Origin of the sequence: Agromyces binzhouensis (genome assembly GCF_042672355.1) — a bacterium.
Taxonomy (GTDB): domain Bacteria; phylum Actinomycetota; class Actinomycetes; order Actinomycetales; family Microbacteriaceae; genus Agromyces; species Agromyces binzhouensis.
Map to the genome: position 1 here is coordinate 79,177 of NZ_JBHXVJ010000004.1, position 18,680 is coordinate 97,856.

The 18,680-nt window shown below is 73.5% G+C and carries 16 protein-coding genes; 9 read left to right on the top strand and 7 right to left on the bottom strand.

The genetic code is table 11. The features are described 5' to 3' along the window. Positions 1-20 precede the first annotated feature (20 nt). Positions 21-1,946 carry a DEAD/DEAH box helicase gene (locus ACFVHK_RS08195; RefSeq protein ID WP_376928384.1) on the top strand — a complete coding sequence of 642 codons (1,926 nt, stop codon included), beginning with the start codon at positions 21-23 and terminating at the stop codon, positions 1,944-1,946. Positions 1,947-1,950: 4 nt separating this feature from the next. Here the strand turns inward: ACFVHK_RS08195 and ACFVHK_RS08200 are convergent, their stop codons facing one another. From ACFVHK_RS08200 to ACFVHK_RS08210, 3 genes are all read right to left on the bottom strand, one after another. Next, on the bottom strand, positions 1,951-2,520 hold the full coding sequence (locus ACFVHK_RS08200; protein WP_376928385.1) for a GIY-YIG nuclease family protein: 570 nt from the start codon (positions 2,518-2,520) through the stop codon (positions 1,951-1,953). A 116-nt stretch (positions 2,521-2,636) separates the two neighbouring features. Further along, entirely contained in the window at positions 2,637-3,278 is a 642-nt protein-coding gene (locus ACFVHK_RS08205; protein WP_129234303.1) for a response regulator transcription factor, read from the bottom strand. Continuing rightward, positions 3,275-4,996 (bottom strand): GAF domain-containing sensor histidine kinase, encoded by a 1,722-nt coding sequence (locus ACFVHK_RS08210; protein ID WP_376928386.1) that lies wholly within the window; start codon positions 4,994-4,996, stop codon positions 3,275-3,277. Before ACFVHK_RS08210 ends, ACFVHK_RS08205 begins: the two co-directional genes overlap by 4 nt. A 107-nt stretch (positions 4,997-5,103) precedes the next feature. On the opposite strand from ACFVHK_RS08210, the gene ACFVHK_RS08215 reads away from it, so the two are divergent. From ACFVHK_RS08215 to ACFVHK_RS08225, 3 genes are all read left to right on the top strand, one after another. After that, entirely contained in the window at positions 5,104-5,925 is an 822-nt protein-coding gene (locus tag ACFVHK_RS08215) for a universal stress protein (protein ID WP_376928387.1), read from the top strand. 121 nt (positions 5,926-6,046) lie between these two features. Next, complete coding sequence (locus ACFVHK_RS08220; RefSeq protein WP_376928388.1) at positions 6,047-6,634, top strand: hypothetical protein; 588 nt, start codon at positions 6,047-6,049, stop codon at positions 6,632-6,634. 130 nt (positions 6,635-6,764) lie between these two features. After that, on the top strand, positions 6,765-7,730 hold the full coding sequence (locus tag ACFVHK_RS08225) for a phosphodiesterase (protein WP_376928389.1): 966 nt from the start codon (positions 6,765-6,767) through the stop codon (positions 7,728-7,730). 42 nt (positions 7,731-7,772) lie between these two features. Here ACFVHK_RS08225 and ACFVHK_RS08230 read toward each other — a convergent pair whose 3' ends face one another. Next, a complete protein-coding gene (locus ACFVHK_RS08230) occupies positions 7,773-9,518 on the bottom strand; it encodes a stealth family protein (RefSeq protein ID WP_376928390.1) in 1,746 nt (581 codons plus the stop codon). Positions 9,519-9,692: 174 nt separating this feature from the next. On the opposite strand from ACFVHK_RS08230, the gene ACFVHK_RS08235 reads away from it, so the two are divergent. Both ACFVHK_RS08235 and ACFVHK_RS08240 read left to right on the top strand, forming a co-directional pair. Then, positions 9,693-11,045, top strand: coding sequence for an aminotransferase class V-fold PLP-dependent enzyme (locus tag ACFVHK_RS08235; RefSeq protein ID WP_376928391.1), 1,353 nt, complete (start codon positions 9,693-9,695; stop codon positions 11,043-11,045). Between the two features lie 90 nt (positions 11,046-11,135). Then, positions 11,136-11,630: an FBP domain-containing protein gene (locus tag ACFVHK_RS08240; RefSeq protein ID WP_129235640.1), complete on the top strand. Its 495-nt coding sequence runs from the start codon at positions 11,136-11,138 to the stop codon at positions 11,628-11,630. Positions 11,631-11,658: 28 nt separating this feature from the next. Here ACFVHK_RS08240 and ACFVHK_RS08245 read toward each other — a convergent pair whose 3' ends face one another. From ACFVHK_RS08245 to ACFVHK_RS08255, 3 genes are all read right to left on the bottom strand, one after another. Continuing rightward, on the bottom strand, positions 11,659-12,426 hold the full coding sequence (locus ACFVHK_RS08245) for an SGNH/GDSL hydrolase family protein (protein ID WP_376928392.1): 768 nt from the start codon (positions 12,424-12,426) through the stop codon (positions 11,659-11,661). 86 nt (positions 12,427-12,512) lie between these two features. Beyond that, positions 12,513-12,698, bottom strand: a complete 186-nt coding sequence (locus ACFVHK_RS08250; RefSeq protein ID WP_129235638.1) for a DUF1918 domain-containing protein — start codon at positions 12,696-12,698, stop codon at positions 12,513-12,515. 83 nt (positions 12,699-12,781) lie between these two features. Then, positions 12,782-14,335, bottom strand: a complete 1,554-nt coding sequence (locus tag ACFVHK_RS08255; RefSeq protein WP_376928393.1) for a PucR family transcriptional regulator — start codon at positions 14,333-14,335, stop codon at positions 12,782-12,784. Positions 14,336-14,466: 131 nt separating this feature from the next. On the opposite strand from ACFVHK_RS08255, the gene gabT reads away from it, so the two are divergent. From gabT to ACFVHK_RS08270, 3 genes are read left to right on the top strand one after another with little or no spacing between them, the layout of a single operon-like run. Further along, on the top strand, positions 14,467-15,825 hold the full coding sequence (gene gabT, locus ACFVHK_RS08260; protein ID WP_376928394.1) for a 4-aminobutyrate--2-oxoglutarate transaminase: 1,359 nt from the start codon (positions 14,467-14,469) through the stop codon (positions 15,823-15,825). Next, positions 15,822-17,141, top strand: a complete 1,320-nt coding sequence (locus ACFVHK_RS08265; RefSeq protein ID WP_376928395.1) for a Glu/Leu/Phe/Val family dehydrogenase — start codon at positions 15,822-15,824, stop codon at positions 17,139-17,141. Before gabT ends, ACFVHK_RS08265 begins: the two co-directional genes overlap by 4 nt. A gap of 43 nt (positions 17,142-17,184) precedes the next feature. Beyond that, a complete protein-coding gene (locus ACFVHK_RS08270; protein ID WP_376928396.1) occupies positions 17,185-18,651 on the top strand; it encodes an NAD-dependent succinate-semialdehyde dehydrogenase in 1,467 nt (488 codons plus the stop codon). Positions 18,652-18,680: the final 29 nt, after the last annotated feature.

Sequence of the window (18,680 nt, forward strand, 5' to 3'; positions counted from 1 at the left end):
CGCGAGGACTACCCTGAAGCGTGACTTCCGACGACATCGCCATCGAGGCAGAGGCTCCCCAGGAGCCCACGACGCCCACCTTCGCCGACCTCGGACTCGAGGGGGCCGTGCTCCGGGCGCTCGACGACGTCGGCTACGAGACGCCCTCCGCGATCCAGGCCGCCACGATCCCGACGCTCCTCGAGGGGCGCGACGTCGTCGGCCTCGCGCAGACCGGAACCGGCAAGACCGCCGCGTTCGCACTGCCGATCCTCGCCCGGCTCGACACCTCCGACCGCAGCCCGCAGGCGCTCGTGCTCGCCCCGACCCGCGAACTCGCACTCCAGGTCTGCGAGGCGTTCGAGAAGTACGCGGCGCACCTGCCCGACCTGCACGTCCTGCCCGTCTACGGCGGGCAGGGCTACGGCGTGCAGCTGTCGGCGCTCCGCCGCGGCGTCCACATCGTCGTCGGCACGCCCGGCCGCGTGATCGACCACCTCGACAAGGGCACGCTCGACCTCTCGGGCCTCAAGTACCTCGTGCTCGACGAGGCCGACGAGATGCTCAAGATGGGCTTCGCCGAGGACGTCGAGACGATCCTCGCCGACACCCCCGACGAGAAGCAGGTCGCGCTGTTCTCGGCGACCATGCCCGCCGCGATCCGCCGGATGTCTGAGCAGTACCTCAACGACCCCGAGCAGATCACGGTCAAGACGAAGACGCAGACCTCTGCGAACATCACCCAGCGCGTGCTCGTCGTCGCCCACGCCCGCAAGGTCGACGCGCTCACCCGCATCCTCGAGGTCGAGGACTTCGGGGGCGTCATCATCTTCGTCCGCACCAAGAACGCGACCGAGGAGCTCGCCGAGAAGCTCCGGGCGCGCGGCTACGAGGCGGCGGCGATCAACGGCGACATCGCGCAGGTGCAGCGCGAGCGGACCGTCGAGCAGCTGAAGAGCGGCAAGCTCGACATCCTCGTGGCGACGGATGTCGCGGCCCGCGGCCTCGACGTCGAGCGCATCACGCACGTGGTCAACTACGACATCCCCACCGACCCCGAGCCCTACGTGCACCGCATCGGCCGCACCGGTCGCGCGGGCCGCACCGGTGACGCGATCAGCTTCGTCACGCCGCGCGAGCGCGGGCTGCTGGCCCGCATCGAGAAGACCACCAAGCAGCGCATGACGCCCATGGAGCTGCCGAGCGTCGACGAGATCAACGAGTCGCGGCTCAGCCGGTTCGACGACCGCATCTCGGCCGCGCTCGAGCAGACGGAGCGCATCGGCGGCTTCCGCGACATCATCTCCCACTACGTGCGTCACCACGACGTGCCCGAGACGGATGTCGCCGCGGCCCTCGCCGTCGTCGCGCAGGGCGATTCGCCGCTGCTCCTCGAGCCCGAGCCGGAGCCCGCGCCGTACGAGCGCGGCCGTGACCGGTTCGACCGCGACGACCGCGGCCGCGACCGGTTCGACCGCGACGATCGCGGAGGCCGTGACCGGGGCGACCGGCAGCCGCGCGCGGGCATGGCGACCTACCGCCTCGACGTCGGCAAGCGCCACCGCGTGATGCCCGGGCAGATCGTCGGCGCGCTCGCGAACGAGGGCGGGCTCGCGCGCGACGACTTCGGCGCCATCCGCATCCAGGCCGACTTCTCGCTCGTCGAGCTGCCCGCGAACCTGCCGAAGGACGTGTTCGACCGGCTCGCCGACACCCGGATCTCGGGGCGCCTCATCGACCTCCGCCTCGACACGGGTGGGCGGCCGCGCCGCCAGTATGACGACCGTCGCGGCGGCGGGCGCTCCTACGACCGCGACCGCGGCTCCGACCGCGGGTACGGCGGCGGCGGACGCGGGTACGACCGCGACCGTGGATCGGGCGGCGGCCGAGGATACGACGACCGCGGCCACGGCGGCGACACGGGAGACGGACGCAAGCCGCGCAAGCCGCGGCACGGCAAGTCCTGAGCGCTCACGCGCGGCGGGCGAGTTCCTCGCTGCGCCAGCGGTCGTAGCGGTCCCACGGGTCCTCGCCGCCTGCGGCGAGTTCGGCGACGTGCCGGGCGAGCGGCTCGTCGAAGCGGAACCACTCGCGCCCGGGCCACCGGGACGCGGCGAACTCCGCGTGGCGGCGCTGCTCGAGGGCGCGCCCGCCGCGCTCGAACGCGAGCACCTCGTCGTGCGGGATCGCCGCGAGCCGCTGCCTGGGGTTCGATGAGGTGCCGATCTTGACGCGCTCGCGCCAGCGGACGTAGTACACGACGTCGACGCGCGGCGGCGGCAGCTCGGCATCCGCAACGTCGCCGAGGCGCCATTCGCAGGTCGCGCAGACCCACCCCGACGGGTACCGCACGCCGACCCGCGACCCGCACACCCGACAGGCGCCGGGCAGCACGTCGGTCACCCCGTGCTCGCGGGCGATCCAGTCGTGGGCTGCGAGCAGGTGCAGCGTGCACATGCGGAGCGGCGCGCCGGGTTCGGCGGGCGCCCCGCACGGCCCGCGCTCGTCCACGGCCGTGCAGGCCGCGGCATCCGTCGTCATGCGCCGAACGCTACGCCGGCCCTCCGACAGGCCAGCCGAGTGCGGATTCTGCGGTGGAGTGCGCGTCGGGATCCGCCTCCAGCGCAGAAACGGCACTCCGGCCGGCGCGGGATCGGTCAGTCGTCGCCGTGGGTGCGGCGCTCCATCTGGTAGATCGCGGCCTGCGTGCGCCGTTCGAAGCCGAGCTTGGAGAGCAGCCCCGAGACGTAGTTCTTGACGGTCTTCTCGGCGAGGCCGAGCTGCTCGCCGATCTGGCGGTTCGTGAGTCCGTCGGCGATGAGCGCGAGCACCTGCCGCTCGCGGAGGTTCAGCGCGCTGAACCGCGGGTCGTCGTGCTCGTCGGCCTTCGCCTGCTGCGACACGCGCGCCGCGATCGAGCGGTCGATCAGCGACCGGCCGGACGCCACCTTCCGCACGTCCTCGACGATGGTCGTTCCCCGCACGTTCTTCAGCACGTACCCTGCGGCGCCGGCGAGCACGGCCGACATCGCGGCCTGGTCGTCGTCGTACGCCGTGAGGATCAGGCAGGCGAGTTCGGGATGCCGCGACCGCAGCTCACGGCAGAGGTCGATGCCGTCGCCGTCGGGGAGTCGCATGTCGAGCACGGCGACATCCGGCTTCGTCGCCTCGATCCGAGCCAGCGCCTGCGCGACCGTGCCGGCCTCCCCGACGACCTCGAGGTCGTGCTCGCGGTCCAGCAGCTGCGCGACGCCGCGCCGGACGATCTCGTGGTCGTCGACGAGGAACACACGGGTCATGTCGTCGGGTCTCCTTCCGGGGAGGTGATGGGTGCCGTCCACCGGGCTCGGGTCCCGGCGGCGCTGCTGTCGAGGTCGAATGCGCCGCCGAGCCGCTCGGCCCGGACGCGGAGGTTCTCGAGGCCGCTGCGCCTGGCCGCGTCGCCGATGCCGCGTCCGTCGTCGGACACCTCCGCGGTGACGCGTGCGTCGGCCGCGACGATCGAGAGGGTGACGGATGCCGCGCCCGAGTGCTTCACGGCGTTCGAGAGCAGTTCCCGGACCGACGCGGTGAGCTCGTCGGCGAGCGCCCCCTCCGAGAGGAGGTCGACCGGGCCCGCGAACGAGACCGCGACGGGCTGGGGGAGATGCCGTGACGCGCCGCCGGCGAGGTCGAGCACCCGGTGGCGCAGCGTCGGCGCGCCTCCGTCCTGGGGCGTCAGCGCGAACACGATCGTGCGCACCTGCGCGATGGCCTCGTCGATCGCCTCCACGGCCGATCCGAGGCGTTCGGCGACGGCGCCGGGGGAGTCCGCCGCCGCGGCCTCGAGGTCGAGCCCGGCGCCGTAGAGCTGCTGCACCACGTGGTCGTGCAGGTCGCGCGCGATGCGCGCCCGGTCCTCGAGCAGGAGGCCCCGCTGCTGCGCCTCACGTGCTGCGGCGAGTTCGCGGGCGAGGGAGACGCGGTCGGCGAGGTCCTCCGCGATGCGCATCTCGGCGGCGGTGAAGTGCGGCGCTCCGGGCCGCCGGGCGGCGGCGATCACGGCGCGCGGCGCACCGCCCGATCGGAGCGCCGCGAACAGCACCGGGCCGCAGGACCCGTCGTGGCTGAGCGCGAGCGCGTCGGGCGGTTCGACGCGTCCACCGGGGGTCGCGCGGGTCTCGCCGCCCTCGAGCACCACCGCGCCGAGCGTCCGATCGGCGTCGATCACCGTCCCGGCGAGGCAGTCGTCCGCGTCCTCGCCGCGTACCTCGAGGACGCGCACCGACGTGCGGTCGTCGCCGACGAGGATGGCGATGCGATCGGCGGCGCCGCGGTCGACGAGTTCGTCGGCGAGGAGTGCCGCCGACCCCTCGACGGAGGAGGTCAGCAGGGCAGAGACGACCTGGGCGGATGCGGCGGCCCACGCCTCGCGCGTCCTGGCCTCCGCGTATCGACGTGCGTTGTCGATCGCGAGCCCGGCCGCCGTCGCGAGCGCGGAGATGAGCTCGACGTCCTCGTCGCTGAAGGTGCCGCCGCGGCGGCGATTGGTCAGGTAGAGGTTGCCGAAGACCTCGTCGCGGACCCGTACGGGGACGCCGATGAAGTCGCTCATCGGCGGGTGGCCCTCGGGGAACCCGACCGATCGGGGGTCGTCGGCGATCGTGTCCAGGCGGATCGGGTCGGGGTGGTCGATGAGCGCGCCGAGCAGCCCTCGGCCCTCGGGCAGGTGCCCGATCCGCTGGACGGTGTCCTCCGGCATCCCGACGTGGACGAACTCCTCGAGCCCGCCCTGCGGGGCGAGCACCCCGAGCGCACCGTACTGCGCGTCGACGAGCTCCACGGCCGACGTGACGATGCTCCGCAGCACCTCGTCGAGCTCGATCTCGCCGATCACCGACCGCGTCGCGTTCAGCAGTGCGCGCAGCCTGCCCTGCGTGCGCATGACCTCGCCCGCGCGCTCCACGAGTTCGTTGAGGGCGCGGTCCAACTCGGATCGCGGCCCCTCGGGGAACGACAGCGGCGCGGGGTGCGGCATGCCACCTCCATCAGGCGGATGCTTGCGAATCTACCACCCGGCGTGTCGCGGTCGGGCGAGGGACCAAAGGCCCCGGTACGGGGGCCAGCGGCGCGGATGCTGGAGCCATGACGATCGTGGTCGGCGCCGACGGGAGTGTCGCGAGCCGTGCCGCCGTCGAATGGGCGGCTCGGCGTGCGCAGCGCACCGGGGATGCGCTCGTCCTGGTCACCGTGGTCGACGACGGCTGGGGCAGCCTCGGAGGGTCGGCCCTGGTCGAGCTCCGGGTGACCGCGGAGGATCGTGCCGAGCGCGAGGCGGACGTCGCGCGTCGGATCGCGCCGGAGATCGAGGTCCGCGGCGTCGTCGCCGTCGGGAGCCCGATCCTGACCCTCGCGGAGGCGTCCCGCGACGCCGACCTCGTCGTGGTCGGAACGCACAAGGTGGGGTACTTCCACGGTCGCGCGATGGGCTCGCGCAGCCTGCAGCTCGCCGCGGTCGCCGCGTCGCCGAGCGCCGTGGTCCCCGTGACCTCGTGGCGCGGCCGTTCGGGCGTCGCCGTCGGGGTCTCGGAGGGGCCCGACAGCGACGACGCCGTTCGCTTCGCGGCGGAGGAGGCCGACCGGCTGGGGGAGCCGCTCGTCCTGCTGCGCGCGGCCGACGGCGACCACGTGGACGAGCGGGCGCTCGAGCGGGCGGCGGAGATCGTCGCCGAGCGCGCGCCCGACGTCCAGACCGACGTCCGCAGCGCGGGCGGCGACGCCGCCGAGGCGCTCATCGCGGTGTCGCGCCGGGCGGTGCTCACGGTGACCGGGCGGCGCGTCGCGAGCCGGGGGTTCCTGCCGCTCGGCCGCACGAACGCCGACCTGCTCATGAACCTGGCGGGACCCGTCGTCGTCGTGCCGCAGGTGGCGGTCGAGGCGTACCTCGTCGGCTGGGCCGTCGCCTGATCCGTTCGTCGGCGAGCGGATGCCGCATCCGGCGTGTGCGGCTCGAGACCCCCCGTTCGGGAGGTGCCGACGCCGTTCCGCAGGTATGCTGCTGCACTGCGGCAGTACGACGGACGAGGCGATGGACGGCATGGAAGACCCCGGGGCGGGCCAGGGTGCAGGGCGGCGAGGCCGTCACGCGGCCCCTCCCGCCGGTCCGACCGGTCCGCTGAGCCGGGCCGTCGCCGCAGCGGCCGCCGCCACGGCGGGCGCGCTCGCCGCCGTCTCCGGCGCGATCGCACGGTTCCGTGCCGGTCCCGTGCTGCCCTGGATCTCCGCGCACCGACTGCTCGTGCTCATCGCGGGCGCGCTCGTCGTCTCCGGCGCGGCGTTCGCCACGACCGCCGCGGTGATCTCCCAGCCTCCGGTCGCCGAGGGCGACGGATCGGTCGACGACGACGACGACGACGCCGGGCCGCGACCGAGTTCTGAGTTCGTGATGCCGAGTCCCATGACCGGCTCGCCGACGGCGACGACCGCACCGCCGACCGCACCGGCGACGCCCACGACGCCCGCCCCGAGCGTTCCGGCCGACGACGCGCCGATCGAGCCGGAGCCGACGACGGCCGTCGAGCCGACGACCGCCCCGGAGCCGACCGAGGAGTCGAACGGCAACGGCCGGCCGGATCCGCCCGGCGCCGAGAACCGTCCCGACAAGTCGAAGGACTGACCGCCCGAGCCCCGTCGCGCCGCTCGTCCCGTTCAGCTCCGTCACACTCCGCAGTCACCGGGCGTTCGGATCGGTGTGGTGCGCTAGCGTCGTGTCCACCCGGACGCACCCCGCAACGATCGGAGCCCACGTGAGCACCCGGCAGGCCGAGCACCCTCGGCCGTCGCACTTCCTCCTCCACGTCAGCGACACGCACCTGCTCGCCGGAGGCGGGCGGCTCTACGATCGCGTCGCGGCCGACCGGCACCTGAAGGAGCTCTTCGAGCAGTTCGAGGCGTCCGGCGGGCGTCCCGACGCCATCGTGTTCACCGGGGACCTCGCCGATCGCGGCGAGCCCGAGGCGTACGAGCTGATCCGGCGAATCGTCGACCCCGTCGCGGCCAGGCTCGGCACGCGCGTCATCTGGGTCATGGGCAACCACGACGAGCGCGACGCGTTCCGGCGCGGCCTGCTCGGCGACGGCATCGGCGGGCAGCGGCCGGTCGACCGCGTCGACGACGTGGACGGGCTGCGCGTGATCACGCTCGACTCGACGGTTCCCGGCCACCACCACGGCGAGCTCTCGGGCGATCAGCTCGACTGGCTGGCCGAGGAGCTCGCCATCCCCGCACCGCACGGCACGATCCTCGCGATGCACCACCCGCCCGTGCCGAGCGTGCTCGACCTCGCCGTGTCGGTCGAGCTCCGCGACCAGCCCGCGCTCGCCGAGGTGGTCGCGGGCAGCGACATCCGCTCGATCATCGCCGGGCACCTGCACTACTCCTCGACCGCGGCGTTCGCGGGCATCCCGGTCTCGGTCGCGTCGGCGAGCTGCTACACGCAGGACCTCACGGTGCCGACCGGCGGCACGCGCGGATGGGACGGGGCTCGCGCCTTCAACCTCGTGCACGTGTACCCGACGACCGTGCTGCACTCGGTCGTGCCGCTCGGCGACCACGCGCCGCTCGACTTCATCGACCCGGCGGAGTCGGCCCGGCGGCTCTCGGCCGACGGCATCGTGATCCCGGATGCTCCCGCGGTGTCTGCCGCGGCACCGTCCGGCGCCGAGTTCCAGCCGCTCGCCGTCACGCCGTCGACGTCGGCGCTCCGCTCGTAGGCGGGGCGGGGCGGGTCGGGTCGAGGCGAGGCGCCGGCGCCGTCAGGCGGTCAGGCTCGGCCGTTCGTCCGTCGCGGCGGCCCGTGCGGCGGCATCCGACTGGGGCTTCTCCCAGGGCGCCGCGAACGGGAAGTAGCGTTCGAGGAACTCGATGACCGCCTCGGTGCGCTCCTCGACCGAGATCTCGGGGAAGCTGCCGTCGTTCAGGCAGAACATGTCCATGTCGCGGCGCTTCAGCAGCCGCTTCATCGCCGGCAGGGCACGCTGCAGCGTGGTCTCGATGTACTTGACCTTCGCGTCGGTCTGCACGACCGCGCGCCCGGTGAGGAGCGCGAAGTAGTGGTACAGCGAGTTGGTGACGGAGATGTCGGTCGCCGAACGGAATCGGCTCGCCGCGGTGCGGCGGAACTCCTCGGGGAAGGTCGCCTCGAGGTCGGCCATGACGCTCCGGCGGAGCGGGGCGGCGCAGTGCTCGAGGTGGCGCGTCGTGACCTTGCCGAACTTCGCTCGCAGCAGCGCGCGGTTCACGCGCGCCGCGTTCTCGAACCCCGACCGGCTCGGGTCGGACTCGCCGAGGCCGATGCGGGTGCCGGCCTCGACGAACTTCGTGATCCCGCCGGGCGAGAAGAACAGGTCGGGCGACACCGGCCGGCCGAAGAACATGTCGTCGTTCGAGTAGAGGAAGTGCTCGGCGATGCCGGGGATGCGGTGCAGCTGGCTCTCGATCGCATGCGAGTTGTACGTCGGAAGCACCGAGGTGTCGGCGAACATGTCCTCGGCCCGCACGACCGTCACCTTCGGGTGCCTGGCGAGCCACGCCGGCGGGCGCGAGTCGGTGCAGATGAAGATGCGGCGCACCCACGGGGCGAAGAGGTAGACCGAACGGAGCGCGTACTTCAGCTCGTCGATCTGCCGGTAGCGGGCCTCCGAGTCATCGCCCTCGCCGACGACGTAGGTCTGCATGCGCCGGGCGCGCTCGCGCAGGAACTCGACGTCGGACCCGTCGACCCACGAGAAGACCATGTCGATTTCGAAGTCGACGTCGCTCGCGAGCGGCTGCCACATGTGCTCGAGCGTGCGCCAGTCGCGGCCGTGCAGGTGCACGGTCTCCTCGACGGCCTCGCCGCGCGGGAGCGTGCGACGCATCAGCGCGTTCTCGATCGGGGCCTCGATCACGTCGTCGCCGAAGCGCCAGAACTCCAGCTGGACCGCTGACTCCGCACCGTAGCGCAGTCGACCGACCGGTTCGATGCGCGGGCGGTAGAGGCGTACCGCCAGCGGCTTGCGCTCCGTGGAGAGCATGCCGTCGGCGACGAGGACGTCCGGGCCGTCGACCGACTTCTGCGGCAGGAACGTCGCCGAGTAGAACGGCTCGTTCGCGAACGCGGTCGCGAGCGAGCGGACGACGCGCTTGCGGTCGCGGCGGTCGACCGCGATCACGGGCCGCCCGCCGTCGCGGCGCACGAGCAGGTAGTCGACGCGGCCCGCGTCGAGGGCGGATGCCACGGCGAGGAGGTCCTCGACCATCGACTCGTGCGGGGTCGCGTGCCCGTTCCGCAGTGCGTACTGGCCGCGGCGCACGACGAGGTCGTCGCGGTCGAATCGCGCATGCTGGGCATCGGGTTCGACGATGACGAGCTCCGGGCTCCCGCTGAGCTGCAGTCCGCGATCCGCGTCGGGCACGCGCCGGTGGAAGGCGTCGCCCTCGATGCGGAGGCGGAGGTCGCGGGGCTGCTCGGGCTCGTTCGTCATCACGTCGTGGGGTGCTCCGGTTCGGTGGGGGCGCATGGCGCGAGTGCGCCGGATGGGTCAATCGTACGTCCGCGCAGGAGTGCGTTCGCGGCGCTCGACGGCGCCACCGTGTTGCGCTGCGTGTCGCGCGGTGACGCACGGTGACGGACCGCCGTTGAGGCGCCGGACCGGGCTTCCGTAGCCTCGACGGACCCCCAGCCAGGAGGCGTCATGACCAGCACCGCGACCACCGTGCCCGCTGCCGCACCCGCCGCGTCGGGCGCGCCCGACGTCGCCGGCGCGATGCGCATCGGGCCCGGCCCGCTCGCCGAACTCGTCGACGCAGGGCTCGAGGTCCCGGTGCTCGGCGGCGGCAGGGTCCGGCACGTGAACCTCGACGTCGCGGCATCCGCCCCGGCGCTCGCCTCGGTCGCGGCGCACGTCGCCGCCGTGCTGCCGTACTACGCGAGCGTGCACCGCGGCACGGGCTACGCGTCGCAGGCGTCGACCGCCCTGCTCGAGGACGCCCGCATCCAGGTCGCGCGGCACGTGGGCGCGCGACTGGACGACCTCGTGGTCCTCACGCGCAACACGACGGACGCGCTGAACCTCCTCGCCGGCGCGGTGCCCGGCGAGACCGTGGTGCTCGACATCGAGCACCACGCGAACCTGCTGCCCTGGGAGCGCCGCGGGCGACGCGTCGTCGTCGCACGGCCGACGTTCGCGGCGACGCTCGAGGCGCTCGCAGCCGAGCTCGCGCGCCGCCCGGCCGCGCTGCTCTCCATCACCGGCGCATCGAACCTCACGGGCGAGGTGCTCCCCCTCGACGCGGTGGCCGACCTCGCGCACGCGCACGGCGCACGACTCGCGGTCGACGCCGCGCAGCTGCTGCCGCACCGACGAATCGACCTCGCGGGCACCGGCATCGACTACCTGGCCTTCTCGGGGCACAAGGCGTACGCGCCCTTCGGGGCGGGAGCGCTCGTCGGCCGCGCCGACTGGCTCGATGCGGCGGCCCCGCACCTCGCCGGCGGCGGCGCCGTCGAGTCGGTGTCGGTCGAGGCCGCCGTGTGGAAGACCGGGCCCGAACGGCACGAGGCGGGCACGCCGAACGTCGTCGGCGCCGCAGCGCTCGCGCGCGCCCTGGTCGAACTCGAGCGGCTCGGTGACGACGCGCGAGCCGCCCACGAGGACGCGCTCGCCGCTCGGCTGCACGACGGGCTCGCGGCCCTGCCCGGCGTGCGCGTGCTGAGCGGGTTCGGCGACCTCGACGATCGGCTCGGGATCGCGACCATCGAGCTCGAGCGCGGATCGGTCGGGCTCGTGGCCGCCGCGCTCGCCGCCGAGCACGGGATCTCGGTCCGCGCCGGACGCTTCTGCGCGCACCCCTTCTTCGACCGCCTCGCGACCCGGGCGAACGGCCTCCGGGTCAGCCTCGGCGCGGGCTCGTCGGCCGACGACGTCGATCGCCTCCTCGACGCCCTCGCCCGGCTCGTCGCCGACGGCCCGGCGCACGCCTACGACCGCACCCCCGCCGGATGGTGCCCGCGGACTGACGACCGCCCGCGCCCGAGCTTCGCCTGACACCCGAGCGCCGGCGCGGGGAGCCGGCATCGGCGTGCGCCCGGTGCTCGCGGCGACGCGCCTACACTGGTTCGGGTCGAAGGGGGTCGGATGCGTCCGCTCAGCGAGGACGAGCTCCGGTCGTCGTTCGTGAACGCGACCGATCGGGAACTCGAGGAGCTCGAGCTGCCGCTCGAGTACCTGCTGGTCGACTGGGAGCACGTCGACGCCCTCGCCTGGCGCGACCGGAAGGCCGGACGACGCGGCTACCTCGTGACGCTCATCGACGACGAGCCGGTCGGCATCGTGCTCCGGGCGGCGGACCCGCCGGCGTCGCGATTCCGTGCCGGGATGTGCAACCTGTGCCACACGCAGCAGCCCGCCAACCAGGTCACGATGTTCTCCGCACGACGCGCGGGCGAGGCCGGACGGAACGGGAGCACGGTGGGCACGTACGCGTGCAGCGACCTGTCGTGCCAGGAGAACGTGCGCCTGCACGCCCCGCTCGCGCCCGCCGAGGTGCGGAGCGGCTCGCACGCGTGGTCGCGCATCGACGGCCTCGCGCGTCGCACGCGCGCGTTCGTGCGAGGCGTGCTCGCCGACTGAGCGCGGCGCGTCGGGCGCGCTGCCCGGGTCAGGCGTCGAGCGCGACGGGCTCGAGCGTCGGACGCTTGGCCGTGCGGCCGTCGCCCGACGACCGCCCGGTGAGTCGTCGGCCGATCCAGGGCAGGACGTACTCGCGGTAGTACGTGGCGGTGTTGCGGCTCTTCCGGCCGGCGGGCGCGGCCGCGACCTCGGCGACGCCCCACTCGTCGGGCACGGGCACGCCGAGCGCGGTGAGCACGTTCGAGGCGACCTTCGCGTGCCCCAGCGAGTTGAGGTGCAGCTTGTCGGCCGACCAGTAGCGGATGTCGCGGAGCGACCGGTCGCTGAAGTTGTCGACGAACGTGACGCCGTCGAGCTGCGCCAGGTCCTGCAGCGCGACCGTGAGGCGCGCGCCGCGCGCGTCGAACACGCGGCCGAGCGGGAGGTGGTCGGTCGGGTTCGCGCCGCTCAGCATGAGCACGTGGATCCCCGCGTCGCGGATGCGGTGGATCGCCAGCCGGAAGCGGTCGGCCACCACCTCCTCGGGCATGCGCGGGCGCAGCATGTCGTTGCCGCCGCCGTTGAAGCTGATGACCTCCGGGCCGAGCGCGATGGCCGCGTCGAGCTGCTCGTCGATGATCGGGCCGAGCTTGCGGCCCCGGATCGCGAGGTTGGCGTAGCGCACCGGCTCCGGCGCGGCCGCCTTCGCGAGCCCGAGCGCGACGAAGTCGGCCCAGCCGCGGGAGACGCCGTCGGGCAACTCGTCGCCGACGCCCTCCGTGAAGCTGTCGCCGATCGCCGCGTACGAGTGGAACATGACCTCCACGCTATCGCGGGGCATCCGCCGCCCGGACCCTGCGCCCGCGCCGGCAACACGCCGGCGGGTCGGGTCGGCGGGACGGGTCAGTGGGCGTGCTCGAGCTCGCAGTCGGCGCCCGGGTAGAGCAGCGCCTCATGTCCGTCGTCGAAGCGCACGAGGTAGGGCGGGCCGCCGTCGGCGCCGCGCACCTCGAGGACCTCGCCGTGCTTCTCCGCACTGCCCACCTGCTTGCCGTGGATGACCAGCCGGTCGCCGACCGTCGCCTGCATCGCGAACCTCCTCGTCCTCCCGTCAGGGTACGCCGACGCGCCCGGGGCCGGTAGGGCCTCCGACCTCCGGCAGTCGGGCCGCGTCACTCGGTCGCGAGGAGGGCCGCCCACAGGTCGGCGCGCGCGTGGAATCCGGAGAGGTCGCGACCGAGGAGCTTCTCCGCGAGCGCGATCCGGCTGCGCACGGTGTGCCGATGCACGCCGAGCTCCTGCGCGGTCGCGTCGAACTGCCCGCCGTGCTCGAGCCAGGTCCGCGTGGTGTCCAGCAGTGTCGTGCCCTGCTCGCGGTCGTACTCGATGAGCGGCTCGAGCGTCGCGCGGGCGACCGCCCGCGCGTCGGTGCGGGCGAGGAACGCGAGGACGCCCTGCCGGCTGATGTCGTCGAACCACACCACGCCGGGTGCGGTCTCGCGGGCCCGCTCGACGGCGCGCAGCGCCTGCTCGTGCAGGCGGGCGAGTTCGCCGAGGGATGCCGCGTCCGAGACGCCGACGGGCACGTCGAACTCGTTCGCGACCTCGTCGGCGACCTCGCGGTCCTCGTCCTCGCAGACGATGACGACCGATTCGCCGTCGCGGCCGAAGAACAGGCGCCCGTCGCGGTCGTCGACCCGGAGCTCGAGGAACTCCGCGAGTCGGTCGGCGTGCTCCGGCGGCAGGTCCGCCACCGCGACGCGCACCGGTTCGGCGGGCAGCGGGCCCCACATCTCCGCGGAGACGTCGGCCGCGAGGTCGACGTCGCCGGCGAGCATCGACCGCAGCAGGCCCGAACGGAGGTGCCCGCGGGCCCGGTCGAGGTCGCGGTTCTGCTCCAGCGCGAGCCCGGCGAGCGCGATGACCGCGGTCACCACCTCCCGGCCCGCCTGGTCGAGCTCGGGGGAGTCGCCGATGGCGAGCACGCCGCGCAGCGCACCGCCGGCGCCGAGCGTCTGCAGGGTCATCCGCTGCGCCCTGCCCACCGAGGCGCCCGCCTCGAGCGTGCGACTCGCGCGCTGCCCGCGTCGGAGCATCGTCCGCGCCTCGCCGACGACCTCGCCGAGTGCGGGCTGGCCGAGGCCGCCGACGGGCGCCTCGCGGTCGAGGGCGCCCGCGGCATCCACCAGCCCGACCCACGTGCCGAGGCGGTTGCTCAGCTCGCTGAGCGTCGCGCCCAGGCCGTCGGGCCGGAGCGCGGCGAGCGAGATCGCGCGCTGCGCCTGGAGCGCCCAGGCCTGGCGGGCGTTCGCGTCGGCGGCGTTGAGTTCGGCGATCGTGCGCGCGACGCGGATGAACGGGGTGCGGTACGGGACCTCGAAGAGGGGCACGCCGTGGCGTGCGCAGGCCTCGACGAGGAGTGCGGGCGTGCCGTCGCGGACGACCTCCGTGCCGAAGCCGAGGGCCGAGACGCCGGCGCCCGCGAGACGCGCGACGTACGCGTCGAAACCGGCCGGGTCGTCGCTGCCGCTGTCGGCGCCGAACTGGGTGCCGGTCGTGAGCAGGACCTGCCCGGGCTCGATGAACGGCGCCGGATCGGCGAGGTCGGAGCTGTGGACCCAGGGCACCGCGGCGTCGAGGGCATGCGCCGGCAGCGACGCCGCGTCGGTCAGCAGCGTGAGCGCGAGGTCGTCTCGGCCGAGCAGGGTGCGCACGGTGGGCTTCACGGCAACCTCCTCGATGTACGCCGCGTCGAGCAGTACGGGTTCGAGTGTACATCGGGGAGGGGGTGGCATCCGTTTCGGGCTGTCTACCATTGCCCGACATCGCCACCGTCGTCACCGCATCGGAGCACCCCATGACCATCGTCGAAACCACGGCCACCACCGTCGGCGGCCCCGCCCTCCCGCAGGAGCGCCGCCTCGTCACCAGCATCCCGGGCCCGCGCTCGCAGGAGCTCATCGCCCGCAAGGCGCAGGCCGTCGCGAAGGGCGTCGGGCACACCATCCCCGTCTCGGTCGTCGCGGCCGGCGGCGGCGTCATCGTCGACGCCGACGGCAACTCGATCATCGACCTCGGCTCGGGCATCGCCGTGACCGGCGTCGGCAACTCGAACCCGCGCGTCGTCGACGCCGTCAAGGCGCAGCTCGACGCCTTCACGCACACGTGCTTCACGGTCGCCCCGTACGACGGCTACGTCGCCGTCGCCGAGAGGCTCAACGAGCTCACGCCCGGCGACCACGAGAAGCGCTCGGCCCTGTTCAACTCGGGCGCCGAGGCCGTCGAGAACGCGATCAAGGTCGCGCGCCACCACACGAAGAAGATGGCCGTCGTCGCGTTCGACCACGCCTACCACGGCCGCACGAACCTCACCATGGGGCTCACGGCGAAGAACATCCCCTACAAGAACGGCTTCGGCCCGTTCGCGCCCGAGGTCTACCGCGCGCCGCTCAGCTACCCCTTCCGCGACGGCGGCCTCTCGGGCGCCGAGGCCGCGGCCCGCGCGATCACGCAGATCGAGAAGCAGATCGGCGCCGAGAACCTCGCCGCGATCATCATCGAGCCCATCCAGGGCGAGGGCGGCTTCATCGTGCCCGCCGCCGGCTTCCTGCCGGCGCTCGTCGAGTGGGCGAACGCGAACGACGTCGTCTTCATCGCCGACGAGGTGCAGACCGGCTTCGCCCGCACCGGCGCCTGGTTCGCGAGCGAGCACGAGGGCATCGTGCCCGACATCATCGTCACCGCGAAGGGCATCGCCGGCGGCCTCCCGCTCTCGGCCGTCACAGGACGCGCCGAGATCATGGACTCCGCCATGGCCGGAGGCCTCGGCGGCACCTACGCCGGAAGCCCGCTCGCCTGCGCCGCCGCCCTCGCGGCCATCGAGTCCTACGAGGAAGACGGCCTCATCGAGCGCGCGAAGCAGATCGGCTCGGTGCTCATCGGCCGCCTCAACGCGCTCCGCACGGCCGACCCGCGCATCGGCGACGTCCGCGGCCGCGGCGCCATGGTCGCCGTCGAGCTCGTCGACCCCGCCACCGGCGCGCCCGACGCGGCGCTCACGGCGAAGGTCGCCGCGCACGCCCACGCCAACGGCGTGCTCGTGCTCACCTGCGGCACCTACGGCAACGTCATCCGCTTCCTCCCGCCGCTCACCATCTCGGACGACCTGCTCGTCGAGGGCCTCGAGGTCGTCGCGGAAGGGCTGCGGAACGCATGAACCCCGTGACGGCGACGACGGCGTCGCCCGTGATCCCGACCGCCGCGGCATCCGCCCTCGCGGTCGCCGACGCCGAGCCGACCCCGCTCGTCGACGCCCGCGCCCAGCTGGCCGAGGCGATCGACCTGCTCGGCTACGGCGACGGCCTGCACCGCATGCTCGCGACCCCGCGCCGCGAGATGGCGGTCGCCGTGCCGCTTCGGCGCGACACCGGTGAGACCGAGGTGTACCTCGGCTACCGCGTGCAGCACAACTTCAGCCGCGGCCCCGCCAAGGGCGGCCTCCGCTACGCGCCGAACGTGAACCTCGACGAGGTGCGCGCGCTCGCCATGTGGATGACCTGGAAGTGCGCCCTGCTCGACGTGCCGTACGGCGGCGCGAAGGGCGGCGTCGCGATCGACCCGCGCGACCACTCGGTCGGCGAGCTCGAGCGTGTCACGCGCCGCTACACGAGCGAGATCCTGCCGATCATCGGACCGGAGCGCGACATCCCCGCGCCCGACATCGGCACCGACGAGCGCACCATGGCCTGGATGATGGACACCTACTCGGTGAACTCCGGGTACACCGTGCCCGGCATCGTGACCGGCAAGCCCATCTCGCTCGGCGGCTCGCTGGGCCGCGCCTCGGCGACCAGCCGCGGCGTGACGCACATCGCGCTCGCCGCACTGCGGCACGCGGGCATCGAGCCGTCGCGCGCCTCGGCCGCCGTGCAGGGCTTCGGCAAGGTCGGTGCGGATGCAGCGCGCTTCCTCTCCGAGGCGGGCGTGAAGGTCACCGCCGTGAGCGACCAGTACGGCGCCGTGCGCAGCGACGCCGGCCTCGACATCGAGGCGCTCTCCGACCACGTGCGCGCGACGGGCTCGGTCGTCGGCTTCGCCGGCGGCGACGGACTCGACCGCGACGCGGTGCTCACGCAGGACGTCGACCTGCTCGTCCCGGCCGCGGTCGAGGGCGTGCTGCACGAGGGCAACGCCCGCGACGTGCTCGCGAGCGTCGTCGTCGAGGGCGCCAACGGCCCGACCACCCCGGCCGCCGACGCGATCCTCCGGGAGCGCGGCGCAGTCGTCGTCCCCGACATCCTCGCCAACGCGGGCGGTGTCATCGTCTCGTACTTCGAATGGGTCCAGGCCAACCAGGCGTACTGGTGGCGGGTCGACGAGGTCGAGAGCAGACTTGAGGAGCGGATGCTGAACGCCTGGCGTCACGTCCTCGGCTACGCCGAGGCCCGCGACCTCTCGCTCCGCACCGCCGCCACGGCGCTCGCCGTCGAGCGCGTCGCCGAGGCGCACCGCCTCCGCGGCCTCTACCCGTGATCGCGCGCCACCAGCGCACACCGAACGAACGGACACTCCGAGCATGACCACTGCAACGCAGGAATCCGCACTCCTCGATCAGGTCGCCGACGGCCTCTACATCGGCGGCGAGTGGATCGCGGCCGAGGACGGCCGGACCTTCGAGGTCCGCGACCCGTCCACCGGCGACGTGATCAAGACCATCGCCGACGCCTCGCCCGCCGACGGCATCCGCGCGCTCGACGCGGCCGTGGCCGCGCAGGCCTCGTGGGCCGCGACCGCGCCGCGCGAGCGCGGCGAGATCCTCCGCCGCGCCTTCGACACGCTCATGGAGCGGGCCGAGGACTTCGCCCTCCTCATGACGCTCGAGATGGGCAAGCCGCTCGCCGAGGCGCGTGGCGAGGTCAAGTACGGCGGCGAGTTCCTCCGCTGGTTCAGCGAGGAGGCCGTGCGCATCACCGGCCGGTACGGCTGGAACCCCGAGGGCACCGGCCGGATCGTGGTCGCGCAGCGCCCCGTCGGCCCGTCGTACTTCATCACGCCGTGGAACTTCCCGCTCGCGATGGCGACCCGCAAGATCGCGCCGGCGCTCGCCGCGGGCTGCACCGTGGTCGTCAAGCCCGCCGCGCTCACGCCGCTCACGACCATCGCGTTCGTGCAGCTGCTCGAGGAGGTCGGGCTTCCGAAGGGCGTCGTCAACGTCGTCACGACGACGAGCTCGTCGAAGGTCTCGGGCCCGATCATCGCCGACCCGCGCCTGCGCAAGCTCTCGTTCACCGGCTCGACCGAGGTCGGCCGCAAGCTCATCGAGCAGTCGGCGCAGGGCATCCTCCGCACCTCGATGGAGCTCGGCGGCAACGCGCCGTTCGTCGTGTTCGAGGACGCCGACCTCGACAAGGCGGTCGAGGGCGCCATGGTCGCGAAGTTCCGCAACATCGGCCAGGCCTGCACGGCGGCCAATCGCTTCATCGTGCACGAGTCGGTCGCGGCCGAGTTCGCGCGCCGCGTCACCGAGCGGGTCACCGGCATGAACGTCGGCCGCGGCACCGAGGACGACGTGCACATCGGCCCGCTCATCGACGACGACGCGGTCGCGTCGACGCACGAGCTCGTGACGGACGCCGTCTCGAAGGGCGCCACCGTCCTCGCCGGCGGTTCGGCGATCGAGGGAGACGGCTCGTTCTACGCGCCGACCGTGCTGGGCGACGTGTCGGACGACGCCCGCCTGCTCCGCGAGGAGATCTTCGGACCGGTGCTCGGCATCACCACGTTCGCGGACGAGGACGAGGCCGTTCGCCTGGCCAACTCCACCGAGTACGGCCTCATCTCGTACGTGTTCACGCAGGACCTCGCCCGCGGCCACCGCATGATCGACCGCCTCGACACCGGCATGATGGGCCTGAACACGGGCCTCGTCTCGAACGCGGCGGCGCCCTTCGGCGGCGTCAAGCAGTCGGGCATCGGCCGCGAGGGCGGCTTCGAGGGCATCCACGAGTTCCTCGACACGAAGTACACCCTGATCCCGGCCTGACCGCCGGCGACGGATGCCGCGGCCCGCGC